Annotated in this window: 17 protein-coding genes; 8 read left to right on the top strand and 9 right to left on the bottom strand. The window is 44.2% G+C overall.

Going from position 1 to position 13438, the window contains the following annotated elements:
- Entirely contained in the window at positions 1–1671 is a 1671-nt protein-coding gene (gene argS / locus ACWJJX_RS06800) for an arginine--tRNA ligase (RefSeq protein ID WP_003151071.1), read from the bottom strand.
- The gene (locus ACWJJX_RS06795; protein ID WP_003151069.1) at positions 1668–2096 is read right to left on the bottom strand and encodes a DUF1934 domain-containing protein; all 429 of its coding nucleotides are present in this window, start codon (positions 2094–2096) and stop codon (positions 1668–1670) included. The genes argS and ACWJJX_RS06795 overlap by 4 nt, the downstream gene beginning before the upstream one ends.
- A 291-nt stretch (positions 2097–2387) precedes the next feature.
- Here ACWJJX_RS06795 and ACWJJX_RS06790 point away from each other — a divergent pair, with 291 nt between their 5' ends.
- The 6 genes from ACWJJX_RS06790 to ACWJJX_RS06765 all read left to right on the top strand — a co-directional run bounded on the left by ACWJJX_RS06790 (position 2388) and on the right by ACWJJX_RS06765 (position 5500).
- Positions 2388–3533, top strand: coding sequence for a response regulator aspartate phosphatase (locus tag ACWJJX_RS06790; RefSeq protein WP_015387560.1), 1146 nt, complete (start codon positions 2388–2390; stop codon positions 3531–3533).
- Positions 3517–3636 (top strand): PhrC/PhrF family phosphatase-inhibitory pheromone, encoded by a 120-nt coding sequence (locus ACWJJX_RS06785; RefSeq protein ID WP_069473622.1) that lies wholly within the window; start codon positions 3517–3519, stop codon positions 3634–3636. The genes ACWJJX_RS06790 and ACWJJX_RS06785 overlap by 17 nt, the downstream gene beginning before the upstream one ends.
- Before the next feature lie 198 nt (positions 3637–3834).
- On the top strand, positions 3835–4038 hold the full coding sequence (locus ACWJJX_RS06780) for a helix-turn-helix transcriptional regulator (RefSeq protein ID WP_003151064.1): 204 nt from the start codon (positions 3835–3837) through the stop codon (positions 4036–4038).
- 13 nt (positions 4039–4051) lie between these two features.
- Positions 4052–4255 (top strand): hypothetical protein, encoded by a 204-nt coding sequence (locus ACWJJX_RS06775; RefSeq protein WP_069473623.1) that lies wholly within the window; start codon positions 4052–4054, stop codon positions 4253–4255.
- 407 nt (positions 4256–4662) lie between these two features.
- Entirely contained in the window at positions 4663–4944 is a 282-nt protein-coding gene (locus ACWJJX_RS06770) for a hypothetical protein (protein WP_014306021.1), read from the top strand.
- A gap of 43 nt (positions 4945–4987) precedes the next feature.
- Positions 4988–5500, top strand: coding sequence for a stage II sporulation protein M (locus tag ACWJJX_RS06765; protein ID WP_032859656.1), 513 nt, complete (start codon positions 4988–4990; stop codon positions 5498–5500).
- 590 nt (positions 5501–6090) lie between these two features.
- Here the strand turns inward: ACWJJX_RS06765 and ACWJJX_RS06760 are convergent.
- The 3 genes from ACWJJX_RS06760 to speE form a co-directional block, all read right to left on the bottom strand.
- Entirely contained in the window at positions 6091–6309 is a 219-nt protein-coding gene (locus ACWJJX_RS06760) for a helix-turn-helix transcriptional regulator (protein WP_071182043.1), read from the bottom strand.
- 169 nt (positions 6310–6478) lie between these two features.
- The gene (gene speB, locus ACWJJX_RS06755) at positions 6479–7351 is read right to left on the bottom strand and encodes an agmatinase (RefSeq protein WP_003151054.1); all 873 of its coding nucleotides are present in this window, start codon (positions 7349–7351) and stop codon (positions 6479–6481) included.
- A gap of 59 nt (positions 7352–7410) precedes the next feature.
- Positions 7411–8241, bottom strand: a complete 831-nt coding sequence (speE, locus tag ACWJJX_RS06750; RefSeq protein ID WP_003151052.1) for a spermidine synthase — start codon at positions 8239–8241, stop codon at positions 7411–7413.
- A 199-nt stretch (positions 8242–8440) separates the two neighbouring features.
- Between speE and ACWJJX_RS06745 the strand changes: the two genes are divergently transcribed.
- Positions 8441–10513 carry a transglycosylase domain-containing protein gene (locus ACWJJX_RS06745; protein WP_146275733.1) on the top strand — a complete coding sequence of 691 codons (2073 nt, stop codon included), beginning with the start codon at positions 8441–8443 and terminating at the stop codon, positions 10511–10513.
- Between the two features lie 24 nt (positions 10514–10537).
- Here ACWJJX_RS06745 and ACWJJX_RS06740 read toward each other — a convergent pair whose 3' ends face one another.
- The 3 genes from ACWJJX_RS06740 to ACWJJX_RS06730 form a co-directional block, all read right to left on the bottom strand.
- Entirely contained in the window at positions 10538–10969 is a 432-nt protein-coding gene (locus ACWJJX_RS06740; RefSeq protein WP_156735431.1) for a hypothetical protein, read from the bottom strand.
- A gap of 143 nt (positions 10970–11112) precedes the next feature.
- A complete protein-coding gene (locus ACWJJX_RS06735; protein WP_015387555.1) occupies positions 11113–11631 on the bottom strand; it encodes a YwhD family protein in 519 nt (172 codons plus the stop codon).
- Between the two features lie 12 nt (positions 11632–11643).
- Positions 11644–12303: a site-2 protease family protein gene (locus ACWJJX_RS06730; protein ID WP_003151043.1), complete on the bottom strand. Its 660-nt coding sequence runs from the start codon at positions 12301–12303 to the stop codon at positions 11644–11646.
- 105 nt (positions 12304–12408) lie between these two features.
- Between ACWJJX_RS06730 and ACWJJX_RS06725 the strand changes: the two genes are divergently transcribed.
- Positions 12409–12597, top strand: coding sequence for a 2-hydroxymuconate tautomerase (locus ACWJJX_RS06725; RefSeq protein WP_003151042.1), 189 nt, complete (start codon positions 12409–12411; stop codon positions 12595–12597).
- 37 nt (positions 12598–12634) lie between these two features.
- Here the strand turns inward: ACWJJX_RS06725 and ACWJJX_RS06720 are convergent, their stop codons facing one another.
- Positions 12635–13054: a MarR family transcriptional regulator gene (locus ACWJJX_RS06720; protein WP_003151040.1), complete on the bottom strand. Its 420-nt coding sequence runs from the start codon at positions 13052–13054 to the stop codon at positions 12635–12637.
- Positions 13055–13438: the final 384 nt, after the last annotated feature.

Genomic DNA, 13438 nt, shown 5'->3' with positions numbered 1-13438 from the left:
TTACATTTTTTCCGGAGCGGATACGCCGATCAGCTGAAGCGCATTGTTCAGCGTAATTTGCGTCGCCTTCATTAAAGCGAGACGCGCGCGGCTCTTCTCTTTATTTTCCGGATCGATGACTTTCTCCGCATTGTAGAAGCTGTGCAGAGCGGAAGCCAGATCATAAATATAGTTTGTGACACGGTGAGGAATGCGTTTTTCCGCCGCTTCTGCCACTGCTTCAGGGAAGCCGCCGATTGTTTTCAGCAGGTCATATTCTTTTTCTGATTGAATATGGCTGAAATCAAGATCTGCCGCCGGTTTAAGTCCCTGCTCCTCCCCTTGGCGAAGCATGCTGCAAATACGTGCATGTGCGTATTGCGCATAATACACAGGGTTTTCATTAGATGTGGATACGGCAAGATCCAAGTCAAAATCCATATGCGTATCAGCGCTGCGCATCGCGAAGAAATAACGCACGGCATCCAAGCCGACTTCTTCAATCAAGTCGCGCATCGTTACGGCTTTCCCCGTACGTTTGCTCATCTTCATTTTTTCGCCGTTTTTGTATAAATGAACGAGCTGAATGATCTCAACTTCCAATGTGCCTTTCTTGTAACCGAGCGCTTCAATCGCCGCTTTCATACGCGGAATATACCCGTGGTGATCCGCGCCCCATACATTGATGAGCTTGTCGAATCCGCGGTCAAGTTTGTCTTTATGGTATGCGATATCCGGCAGCAGATAAGTGTATGAGCCGTCTTTTTTGATCAGCACACGGTCTTTATCGTCGCCGAACGTTGTGGAGCGGAACCATGTCGCGCCGTCCTCTTCGTATACATGGCCCTTTTCGCGAAGCGCCTCGAGCGCCTGATCAATTTTTCCGTTTTCGTACAGTGACGTTTCAGAATACCATACGTCAAACGGCACGCGGAAGTTTTCCAGGTCGGAGCGAAGTTTATCAAGCTCGTACTTTAAGCCGTATTCACGGAAAAACGCCTGACGTTCGCTCTCCTCTTCATGTACGAAACGGTCGCCGAAATCTTCGGCAAGCTTTTTCCCGATGGCGATAATATCCTCGCCGCGGTAACCGTCTTCCGGCATCGGTTTCTCGAGGCCGAGCGCTTCAAAATAACGGACTTCAACGGAAAGCGCCAGGTTGTTAATCTGGTTGCCCGCATCATTAATATAGTATTCGCGGCTCACATCATAGCCCGCTTTAGAAAGCACGCTGCACAGCGCGTCACCTACCGCCGCGCCGCGCGCATGGCCTAAGTGAAGATCTCCCGTCGGGTTGGCCGATACGAATTCGACCTGAATCTTTTCGCCTTGTCCGATGTTTGTCTCTCCGTAATGTTCACCCGCTTCAAGCACGGACGGAATCAGTTTTGTTAAGTAGCTGTTGTTCATGTAAAAGTTGATAAAGCCGGGCCCCGCAATATCCATCTTTTCAATGGAAGCTTTGCCTTTATCAAATGACGCCACGATCTCCTCAGCGATTTGGCGCGGCGCTTTTTTTGCGATTCTCGCCAGCTGCATCGCCATGTTTGTGGAATAATCACCGTGTGTTTTGTCTTTCGGCGTTTCTAACAGTACGCTTGGAATCTGGCTTTCTTCCGCCAGGCCCGCTTTCAGAACGGCCGCTTTGATCTCTTCCTTCAGCACGTCCTTCATCTGTTCCGCAATATTCATGCCTTTGTTTCCTCCTTATATTGGATCGTCATGTTATGTACATGTTCTTGGTTTTCGCCTACAGTCATGTTATATGTCAGTTTGACGGAGCCTTCCGAACCGCCGACATCAGATTGAATGTTTTTCGTTTCCGTACGGAGCTCCATTTGTCCGAACGGCAGTTTATATTGAGTGAGTGTCGATGCCCCCGGAATGAACCGCTGTTTCATTTGGATGGCGCCCGATCTCATTACGAGAATCTCTTTTTCTGTGATCTTGACGACCGTTTTAATCTTGCCCAAATCATGCTCTTCGTGATAGGAAAGATACGTTTTGCCGTTTCTCACGTAATAGAATCCACTCGATGTAAATTCAACCGACTCTTCTTCGGAGCCGTTATGAATGAATGATTGCACATGAATGGCTACTGGTGTCTCCTGTCTCATGCTGACACTTCCTTTTCATCATCCCGCTTAACCTGAATAGTATAAGTTTTCAAGGGAAAAAGTTCAACCGCTTCCTCCTATCTTACCATCTTTGCTGATTGGTTTTGAAGATAAACATGATTTTTAAGGAAAATGAAAAAACCGGAAATCCTAGGCTGCGGGATAAATGCGGTTCCTTCGGCGGACGGCTTTGTCAAAGGGGAAAAGTTTGCGGTATTTTTGCGCTATCCTTCCGAATGAAAATGATAAAATATGTCATATACATAACGTGGAAGGGAGGGATTCGGAATAGTGGCGAGTGTTTTATCGTCTTCAGCGGTTGGAGAAAAAATCAACGAATGGTATATGTACATTCGAAGGTTCAGCATCCCGGACGCCGAGTACTTGCGGAGAGAAATCAAAGAAGAGCTTGCAGGCCTGGAAGAAGATCAGGATCTTCATCTGTACTATTCTCTCATGGAATTCCGCCACAATCTGATGCTCGAATACCTCGAACCGCTGGAATCGCAGCGGATAGAAGAACAGCCGAGACTATCGGATCTGCTCGCGGATATTGATAAAAAGCAGGCCCGGCTGACCGGACGGCTTGATTATTATTTTAATTTTTTCCGGGGGATGTATGAGCTGGAATGCCGTGAATATCTTTCAGCGATTCAGTTTTTTAAGAAAGCTGAATATAAGCTGGATTTTGTCAAAGATTGTATCGAGAAAGCTGAATTTTATTTTAAGATGTCAGAGTCCTACTATTATATGAAGCAGACTTATTTTTCTATGGATTATGCCCGGCAGGCTTATAAAATTTATCATAAGCAGGAGGCATATAATATAAGGGTGCTTCAGTGCCATTCATTGTTCGCTACCAACTTTCTTGACTTAAAGCAATATGATGAAGCAATTCAGCATTTTAAAAAAGCTTATGCCATGGCAGAGGCAGAACAGCAGCCTCAATTAATGGGCCGGACTCTATATAATATCGGACTTTGTTTTAACAGCCAAGGAAATTACAAACCAGCCATTGATTACATAAAACGGGCAATAGCTGTTTTTGAAGATGGGAACATCATCACTTCTCTCCCGCAAGCCTATTTCTTAATCACACAAATACATTATAAAATCGGAAATATGGCCATAGCCAGACAATATCATGACAAAGGGGTATCTTATGCAGAGGAGGCAGAAGATTCCCTATATATAGTCGAATATGAATTTTTAGAATCTTTGTATGTCGGTGAGCCTGATGAAGAAGCAATCATGGAATGTTTTGACTTTCTCAGAGATAAAATGATGTATGCTGATCTTGAAGATTTTGCCTTAGATGTGGCAAAATATTATCATGAAAGAGAGAATTTCGAGAAGGCTGCTGCATATTTTTTAAAGGTGGAAGAAACAAGACAGCAGATTCAAGGAGGTGTGAAGTTGTATGAAATTGAAGTATAAATTAGCACTTACTTGCTTGGCAGTAAGCACTGTTTTTGTTTCAGCCGACATCGCAAGTGCACCGGAACATCAATTTGAAATTGCTCAGCGCGGAATGATTTAAATGATAATTACTTTTAGGCTTGCAGGTTAAACTGCAAGCCGTTTTTTATATAAACAACTAATTTACAAAAACAAAAAACATACCTTAGAACTCAAATGTGTAAAAAGTATTTGACACTTATACATATATTATTTAAAATAAATATATATAAATTTGAAAATTTAAAATAAAAAACAAAATAAGTTAAGGAGGGTTTTAGTGGATAACAATATAAAAAAACTTAGAACAGCAGCTGATATTTCACAAAATGATCTGGCTAAGCTCTGCAACGTGACCAGGCAAACCATCAATGCAATTGAAAATAATAAATATGACCCGACTTTAAGTCTGGCTTTTTCGATAGCTCACGCTTTAAATACGGGAATAGATAAAGTATTCAACTATAACGCCAAAAAAAATTAAGGGAGCGGTTCTTATGAAGAAAATGGATGAGATGCAAAAACACCAATCGGGTACAGCCGCCAGAATAGCATTTAGTTTTTATACTGTCGCTTTACTGATATGGTCATTAATAGATTATTTTAAAAACGGAAATACAGGATGGCAATTTCCGATTCTTTTAATAGGCTGCGCGCTCTATTTATGGATTCAAGTTTATCAAAATCGAAAAACAAGGTAACGATTCCAATACACTTCCGGAGGATTATACAGCAATGTACGAATACAAGTTCATAAAAGCAGAAGTAAACCGATGGAAAGGAAAACCTAAAGAAGACTATAAATAAATTATTGAAAAGTATTCGCAGCAAGGGTGAAAGCTGGTTCAAATATTTGCTCCTGCTATTTCAGGCTATGGGGCAGCCGACTATTTTGATATTATTTTTGAAAAAAAAGTATAATGTTTCAGTACCAAAGAAAGCCGGATCATACATATGGTCCGGCTTTCTTTGTACGAAATAAGCCAGCAGATACTTTTACGGATTTCACCTCTTAACTATTATTTTTTCGGAAATCCGCAATTCAAATAGATTCCAATATATTTTATTATTTAACTTGCTGGGGATATTGAAAAAATTGGAGGAAAAAATGAATCTACTTTTAAAAACACAAAATAGTAAAGCGATTTTTACATTAGTAGCATCAGGAATCATTGTTCTCGCTCTTTTCAGTATGAAACATAATCATTTAAGCATGGATGTTATCGATATTTTAAACAGAGCTGGAATTATCGCTCCTAGTTGGATTGTCAGTGCTATCACCGCAACGGGTTCAGTTCTGGCTATCATTACTGTTTTAGGATCTCTTGGTGCGGGCTTACCATTGGCCGTTTTAGAACAATTGGCTGCAGCAAGTACAGCAGCAGCATAATATAAAACATTAAATTCAATATCCCTGGCAGTCCCTTTAACGAATGGATGAAAATACATTGTTTAAAAAGAATGTTTTAGTCAAATTGTACATACTCTGTCTGATCTTATTTTTAATTGCTTTATTTACAGCATATTTTTATACAGATTCCGCTTCAAATGTAAATAATCTAAATCGAAATATCCGTCCGGATTTTTTTCAGATTTTCTTTAATAATATTAAAGTAGCGAGTCTGCTTGTTTTTTTAGGCCCGTTGACGCTGTCGCTTGGCACGGTTGCTGTTTTAATTATTAATGGATTAATTTTAGGAAATGCGATAGGAAACATTAAAGACAATTTAAACCTTTTACTGCTTGTTATACCCCATGGAATAATTGAAGTGCCGGTATTGCTTCTTGCAGCCTCTGTAGGAATGAAATTAACTTTAGATTTATTACTCCTCAAAATAAATTTGAAATTCACTTTTAAATATATTGGTATTATATTTCTCGGTTTAATGATAGCAGCTATGTTAGAAACATTTATTACACCTATCTTTATAAAAGGAGCCTCTTAGGATTATGCAAATTGAATTATCTTCATTTAAGGAACGAAACATTAATTTTTTGTCCTCGTTTTTGTTTTATATTATCGGGTTAGCTTTTTATTTAAGTTCCCTTTTACCTTTTATGAAAAGTTTAATTCCCAAAAACATCCCTATACAAGTTGTTGAGCAAGTAAAACATTTAGATTACATCATTGCAATAGCCGCACTGTTTCTTTTAATGTTCGGGGTCATTTTTGAAGGATTCGTATTATTTCTCATTATAAATTTTCTTGGCGCTCAAATTAAGATCAAAACTTTTTATTCCCTATTTATGTTTTCTAACATCCCGGTCGCAATTAAGTTTTTTCTTATATCATTCAAAAATATTTTCGCAGAACATCCAAACACTAGTTTATTTTTCACAAGTAATCATTTGATTTTTTCTATCTTTGATTTGTTCAATATTGCATATTTATTTCTTTTGTTTATTCTTCTGAAATGGAGAACAAATTTGAACTACCTGACAATCTCAGTTTTTATTTTTACGGCATTCCTGTATAGAATGTTTTTTTAGCATATATAAATAAACCCCCTCAATAGGGGTTTTTCTTTCATTTCGTTCACTGTATACAATTCCTTTTATATGCTTCCGAAACAATACCGACTCTAGTACTCACATTCCACTTTTTACAAAGACCGGCTATGATATATTCGACATTACGCTGCGAGTAGTTTAATGACTTAGCGATCTCTTTATTAGGCTTTTCAGCAATTATCAGTTTAATTACTGAAATTTCAATCTTTTTTAATTCCAATTCATTTTCTATTGCTGTTTTCATTCTAACTTCCTTTCTAAAGATGTATTTACTAAATAATACCCTATTATATAATTTTTATCAATAACATCAATTATTAATAGTAAAATAACATATTGCTTTTACTAACTTCTAAGTAGTTTATATACAATATAAAAATCCCCCGCCATGTTTCAAGCGGGGGAAATTCTTTCTATTTCACAAACCCAAGCAGCATTTCACGGATCATCTTGCTTGCCGTGTTTGCGGTTTGTTCTGAGTGGTCATAGACCGGTGCCACTTCTACGAGGTCGGCGCCTTTTACGCTGACCTCTGAGCGCGCGATTTCATGGATGGACGCGAGCAATTCTTTAGACGTGATGCCTCCCGCGTCAACCGTGCCCGTTCCCGGCGCATGAGCGGGGTCAAGAACGTCGATATCGATGGTGACATAAACCGGGCGTCCCGCAAGCTGCGGCAGCACTTTTTTCAACGGCTCAAGCACTTCAAACTTAGAAATGTGCATGCCGTTTTCTTTCGCCCATTCAAATTCTTCCTTCATTCCGGAGCGGATGCCGAATGAAAATACGTTTTGCGGCCCGATGAGCTCGGCCGCTTTGCGGATCGGAGTAGAGTGGGAAAGCGGTTCGCCTTCATAATCCGTGCGCAGGTCGGTGTGCGCGTCAAAATGAATGATGGCAAGGTCCGGAAACTTCTTATACATGGCTTTTATGACAGGCCATGAGACAAGGTGCTCCCCTCCCATGCCGAGCGGGAACTTGCCTTTTTCTAAGATGCCGTCCACGTATTCTTCAATCATATCAAGGCTTCTTTGCGGATTGCCGAACGGAAGCGGAATGTCTCCGGCGTCAAAGAAATTCAAATCAGCCAAGTCACGGTCGAGGTACGGGCTGTATTCTTCAAGACCGATAGACACCTCGCGGATTCTCCCCGGGCCGAACCGTGAACCCGGACGGTAGCTGACCGTCCAATCCATCGGCATGCCGTAGAGGATGGCGTCCGCCTCTTTCCAGTCGGGGCGGCTTGCGATAAATACTTTTCCTGAATAAGCTTCATCAAATCTCATCAATAATACCCTCGCTTTCCTGTAAAAAAGCGCAAGATTCGCTCCTGCGCCGTACGTTTTTATTTGATTAAGTCGCTCACAAATTTCGGAAGAACAAATGCCGCTTTGTGAAGCTCTTTCGTGTAATACTTCGTGTCGATGTCGAAGAAACGGCTGTCCTCCACTTCAAGCGGATCGTACTTTTTAGAACCGATCGTAAATGTCCACAGGCCGCTCGGGTACGTCGGGATATTAGCCGTATACAGACGGGTGATCGGGAAGATTTCTTTCACGTCACGCTGTACGTTTGTAATCAGCTCCGGTGTAAACCACGGGTTGTCCGTCTGCGCGACGAAGATGCCGTCTTCTTTTAACGCCTTGGAAATTCCGGCATAGAAGCCTTTTGAGAACAGATTGACGGCCGGTCCGACCGGTTCTGTTGAATCAACCATGATAACGTCATACTCATTTTCTGATTTCGCGATGTGCATGAAACCGTCATCGACTCTCACGTCGACGCGCGGATCATCAAGCTTGCCCGCAATGGACGGAAGGAATTTTTTAGAGTATTCAATAACCTTGCCGTCAATGTCGACAAGCGTCGCTTTTTTTACGCTTGGGTGCTTCAGAATCTCTCTGATGACACCGCCGTCTCCGCCGCCGACAACGAGAACGTTTTCCGGATTCGGGTGCGTAAATAACGGGACGTGCGCAACCATTTCATGATAGACGAATTCGTCTTTTTCAGAAGTCATGACCATTCCGTCTAAGAACAGCATGTTGCCGAATTCTTCTGTCTCCACCATTTCCAGATGCTGAAATTCCGTCTGTTCCGTATGTAATGTTTGTTTCACCTTTAATGTAATGCCGAAATTCTTCGTCTGCTTCTCCGTATACCAAAGCTCGCTCAATTGTCATCTCCCTTTCAAGGCTTATTTCATTTATTGTAAGCGTCTGTATCGCTTTTATTCCGGTTAAAATCTCATTTTCACCTAAGGAAAAAGTATAGAGGATGGAGGGGAAAAAGTAAAGAAGTGTCCGGTTTGATATGTTTAAAAAACCCCCTTTTTTCACATAATAATAGAATCATGAAAAAGGGGGTTCCCAAAAGTGGATAAAGTATCTGGAAAACAGCTCAGAATCACGTTCAAAATCATCCGCGCCTGCATCTTTCTGACACTGATCGGCGGAATGCTGGCCGGCGTCTGCTTCACATCCGTTCTTCTTGCAGCGAAATGGCAGGGCGCCCCCTCCGTCCGGGTTCCTCAGTCTACGATTCTTTATGCAAATGACGGCTCAAAGCTAGGTGAGACCGATTTCGGGGAAAAGCGCTACTGGGTCCGGTTAAAAGATATCAATCCGACAGCGGTGCAGGCCGCGATTGCGGTGGAGGATCAAAACTTTTACAATCACCACGGTTTTGATTACCGGCGGATGGCCGCCGCCGCGCTGGCTGACATAAAGGCAATGGCCAAGGTTCAGGGCGCCAGCACCATCACCCAGCAATACGCGAGAAATCTCTACCTTGAGCATGATAAAACATGGAAACGAAAATGGAACGAAGCATTTTACACGATCCGCCTTGAACAGAACTATTCTAAAAACGAGATTTTAGAAGGTTATGTAAATACGATATATTACGGCCACGGCGCATACGGAATTGAAGCCGCCTCCCGCCTGTATTTCGGCAAACACGCCAAAGATCTGAACGATGCGGAAGCCGTGCTTCTGGCGGGCATACCGAAAGGCCCGTCCGGCTATTCGCCATATGTCAGCGAAAAGAAGGCCAAACAGCGCCAGGAAACCATTCTCCGTCTGATGGCCGGACAAAAAATGATCTCAAAAGAAAAGGCGGAAAGGATTAAGAAAACGCCGCTTGCCTATCAGCCGCTGAAAAGCAGAACCGCGGCGAAAACTGCGCCTTATTTTTACGATGATGCGATGAAAGAACTCGAGAAAAAGCTCGGCATGACGCGCGAACAGCTCGCAACGAGCGGATTGCGTGTTTATACAACGCTTGATAAGCGCATGCAGCGGATCGCGGAAAACACTGTGGCACATACGATCCGTACCGGCTCTGACATTCAGGTCGGCTTTTCCGCGATTGATCCGGCAACAGGGCGCGTGCTTGCGCTTCTCGGCGGACGTGACTACGAAAAAAGCCCGTTTGACCGGGCGACACAGGCGAAACGGCAGCCGGCTTCCACGATCAAGCCGCTTTTGTACTACAAAGCGATTCAAAGCGGCTTTACACCGGTCACGCTGATGAAAAGCGAAGCCACAGAGTTCCAGATTGACGACAACGGAGATACCTATTCTCCAAGCAATTACAACGGCTACTACGCCAATAAACCGATTACGCTGCTTCAGGCGCTTGCGTTATCAGACAACATTTATGCCGTGAAGACCCATCTCTTTCTCGGCATGAATAAGCTCGTGTCGGCGGCAAAGGAATTCGGCATCAGCGAACATTTAAAGCCCCTTCCGTCTCTGGCGCTCGGAACTGAACCCGTGCGCCCGATTGAGATGGTTAATGCCTACGCGATGCTCGCAAACGGGGGAAAACAAATCACCCCTTCCTTTATCACAAAAGTGACGGATACCGCCGGCAACATCTTGTATGAACAGCCGCGCGGACATCAGCAGACGCTTGATAAAAAAGCCGCTTTTGTGACGGCGAGCATGATGACGGGCATGTTTGATCAGGATTTAAACGGCTATACTTCCGTCACGGGACGCACCATTTCTGACAGGCTGACCCGGACGTACGGCGGGAAATCAGGCACGACCAGCGCAGACAGCTGGATGATCGGCTTTAATCCGGCTCTTGCCGCCGGTGTGTGGACAGGCTATGACAAAAGCAGCACGATTGATTCAGTAGAAGAAAAAAGCTATGCGAAGACGATTTGGGCGGACTTTATGGAGAAGGCGCTCGAAGGAGAACCGGAAATAGCGCTTAAACCGCCGAAGGGCGTCACGGGCGTCTATATCGATCCCGCATCCGGCTACACTTCCGGACCCGGATGCGCCGCAAAGCATTATACGTATTTTATCGCAGGCACAGAGCCCGCCGATGTGTGCTACGGGCCGGAACCGTCTAAAAAAGAAAAGGAACACGCTCCCGCCCGCAAAGAAGCTCCGCGCAAAAAGTGGTGGGATAAGTGGCTCGGCAAAAAAGACTGAGCCCGGTGCATTGCGCGCCGGGCTTTACTCCGCGTCTTCCTCAAGCACCCATGGGAGCAAGAGTGAAAAGTCGAGATGGATAATAGGGTCAGGAAAACCCTTCGGTATAAAAAATGTTGTACTAGGCAAAGAAAACGAAAAGCGGGTATCTCCCGCTCTCTCAATATGAAACTTCGGCCAGCCTTCCCTAAGCATGCCGACAATCGGATAGCTGCCCGCATAATGATGCAGGCCGTTTTCCTTTCCATGCTCCCCCAAGTCGTGACAGACAGCCGGACGAATCCCAAACTGCGTAAACAATCTTGTTTTCTCGGCGGGAAGGAGATTCACCGCCTCGGAAAAGTTCCGGCAGCTCCCGCAATCGCAGGGATCAGGCCATGATTTTTCATATTGTTTTCTCGTTTCCGCCGTATCTGCTTCAATGACCCAAGGCCCGATGTCAAAGACGGTGAACATGATGAAACCTCCGCGTAAACATGAAAAACCCCGAGTCTTGGTTCGGCTCGGGACTTTCCATGTCCTGATTCTGTATCAACAGTTTACTCAGTACAATTGCAAAATAGTGCAAATATTTATAAAGTTCATAAAAAGTTCACAAATTATTTTTCGCCCGGAAGCAGACCCGTTTTCAATTCATCGGATGAACGTTCCCAGAGCCCTTGGTCATGCTTCTGCAGAAATTCAGCAAGCACCTGCTTTGAGCTGGCGTCCATTTTGTCCACGATAATGCGGCGCTTCATTGATTTATCCATTAAATTCACATGCTCCGGCAATGACTTATAGCCTCTGCGGATACTTCTGTCCACGGTCATTTCACAAGCCGTCACACCCGCGTAATAAGGGCCTTCTTCTTTTCTGTCGATGGTGACCCACACGAGCCAGTACGGTTTTCCGTTCGGCACTTCATCTTTGTTCGGCAGGAATTTGATGCCTTTTTCAACGACACTGCGGGCATGCATTGCGCCGATGTCAACGAAAGCTTCCTTCTCTTCCACATCGACAAATACCGGAGAAATATTGTCAAGGCTCAGCGACCCGGCGCCGAAACCGCCATGTCCGTCGGTCGGATCACTTTTAATAATATTAAATCCGATTGTTTTCTTCTTTTTTTCTTCCATGAAAATACCCTCCTACAAAAGCGGTTGAAATATAATGGCAAATACCTTGAGAATCCAGTCTCTCCCCTCGCTTAACAGCGGCCACACGACATAGGAGCCGACCGGTGTCACAAACAGCACGAGAAACACGATAATCCCGTAGCTCTCAAACTGAGTCATTTTGGCGCGCACCCGCGGCGGCACGAGATCCTCAATAATCCGGTAGCCGTCAAGCGGAGGAAGCGGCAGCAGGTTGAATAAACACAGCGCGAGATTCAGCTGAATCCAAATAGAGAAAAAGCGGTCAAGCCCCATGCTGAATGCAGAAAGCAGCTCCATTCCGTAAGCATGCATCAACACTAGCAAAAAGAAACCGATAAAGGCAAGAAGCAGGTTGCTTACGGGCCCGGCGACGGAAACCAGCACTCCCGCCAGCCGCGGTCTTTTAAAGGCGCGGCGGTTCACCGGCACCGGACGGGCCCAGCCGAAACCCGCGACCAAAATTAGAATCGTTCCGAAAACATCAAGATGTTTAATCGGATTGAGCGTTAATCTGCCCTGTCTCGCCGCGGTATCGTCTCCGAAACGATACGCGACATACGCGTGCGCCAGTTCATGCATCGTAAATGCCACGATCAGCGTAATCACGACATAGGGCATAAGCTCCAGCGGATAATATAAAAATCTGTCCAAATGTCAAAATCCCCTTTTTTAAAAAATGCAAGATTGTCCTTCATTCAGTATACTATAAGTGATCTCTCTTCCAAAGAGAGGAAACGATAAAGGAGGATCAGCACCATGCCGCTCGTAACCGTTAAAATGCTTGAAGGCCGCACAGATGAACAAAAACGGAATCTGGTTGAAAAAGTGACCGAAGCCGTAAAAGAAACGACAGGCGCTGCCGAAGAAAAGATCATTGTCATGATTGAAGAAATGAGAAAGGATCATTACGCCGTCGCCGGCAAACGGATCAGCGATACGGAGTAATCCTTGATAATGGCCGGCGCTGCTATGTCAGGCCGGCTTATTTCACAACCTTTTCAACCAGGCTGAAAAAGATTTTCTTTTCTTCCTCTGTCAATGCTTCGAACAGTTCGTCAATGAGCAGCTGCCGGTTTTCAATCATTTGCATGGCCGCCATTTTTCCCGATTCGGAAAGCGTCATCCATACCGTGCGGCGGTCTTCGTTGTTTCTCGACCTTTCCACGAATCCTTCTTTTTCTAAATGATTGAGAGCGGTTGTCGTGGCGGAAGGCGATAATGTGACCTCCTGCAATATATCTTTAATCGTGCACGTGCCGTGCCGGTAAATAATCCTCAGAATAAATCCTCTGATATTGTTTATACTCTTCGGAATTGTCGCCTCATCAAGCTTTTTCGTGCTCTTTAAATATTTCGTGAGCGCGTAATCCAGTACATTTGCTTGCAAGTTATCGTGCTTCATGCAGAAACTCCCCATTTCAAGATGCATCCATCATCATTTGTTTGTTTTTTATTACATTTTACTGATACCTTACGGAGAAAGTCAAAATTCCGGCCGGAATGCCCGCAACTTTTATCCTGCCCTGCACAGACTTTTGTCTCCCTCTTTTTTACCATATCCTTTTATGCAATGCTGGTTTTATAGACACGATTCAGGTAAAATCATTAAGGGTGACTGCGTTTGACGGAAAGGATAATCTGATCGGATGCGGCAGACAATATGATTGGAAAAGAAAAGAAACGGAACAGACGGGGAAACAGAACACAGGATTGTCGATTACACAGAAGATGTGACACGGGTAAAAGCCAAAGAGTCCCTCTTGGCTTTTGCTTTTGGATGGAGGGA

It is taken from the genome of Bacillus sp. YH3-2-B2 (genome assembly GCF_053663335.1).
The sequence above is the reverse complement of the archived record's forward strand: the minus strand, read 5'-3'. Positions and strand labels throughout refer to the sequence as shown.

Bases quoted from the DNA above. Each gene is read 5' to 3' on its own strand.
- argS (WP_003151071.1), bottom strand. From the start codon at position 1,671: ATGAATATTGCGGAACAGATGAAGGACGTGCTGAAGGAAGAGATCAAA.
- ACWJJX_RS06795 (WP_003151069.1), bottom strand. From the start codon at position 2,096: ATGAGACAGGAGACACCAGTAGCCATTCATGTGCAATCATTCATTCAT.
- ACWJJX_RS06785 (WP_069473622.1), top strand. From the start codon at position 3,517: ATGAAATTGAAGTATAAATTAGCACTTACTTGCTTGGCAGTAAGCACT.
- ACWJJX_RS06775 (WP_069473623.1), top strand. From the start codon at position 4,052: ATGAAGAAAATGGATGAGATGCAAAAACACCAATCGGGTACAGCCGCC.
- ACWJJX_RS06770 (WP_014306021.1), top strand. From the start codon at position 4,663: ATGAATCTACTTTTAAAAACACAAAATAGTAAAGCGATTTTTACATTA.
- ACWJJX_RS06765 (WP_032859656.1), top strand. From the start codon at position 4,988: ATGGATGAAAATACATTGTTTAAAAAGAATGTTTTAGTCAAATTGTAC.
- ACWJJX_RS06760 (WP_071182043.1), bottom strand. From the start codon at position 6,309: ATGAAAACAGCAATAGAAAATGAATTGGAATTAAAAAAGATTGAAATT.
- speB (WP_003151054.1), bottom strand. From the start codon at position 7,351: ATGAGATTTGATGAAGCTTATTCAGGAAAAGTATTTATCGCAAGCCGC.
- ACWJJX_RS06740 (WP_156735431.1), bottom strand. From the start codon at position 10,969: ATGTTCACCGTCTTTGACATCGGGCCTTGGGTCATTGAAGCAGATACG.
- ACWJJX_RS06735 (WP_015387555.1), bottom strand. From the start codon at position 11,631: ATGGAAGAAAAAAAGAAGAAAACAATCGGATTTAATATTATTAAAAGT.
- ACWJJX_RS06725 (WP_003151042.1), top strand. From the start codon at position 12,409: ATGCCGCTCGTAACCGTTAAAATGCTTGAAGGCCGCACAGATGAACAA.
- ACWJJX_RS06720 (WP_003151040.1), bottom strand. From the start codon at position 13,054: ATGAAGCACGATAACTTGCAAGCAAATGTACTGGATTACGCGCTCACG.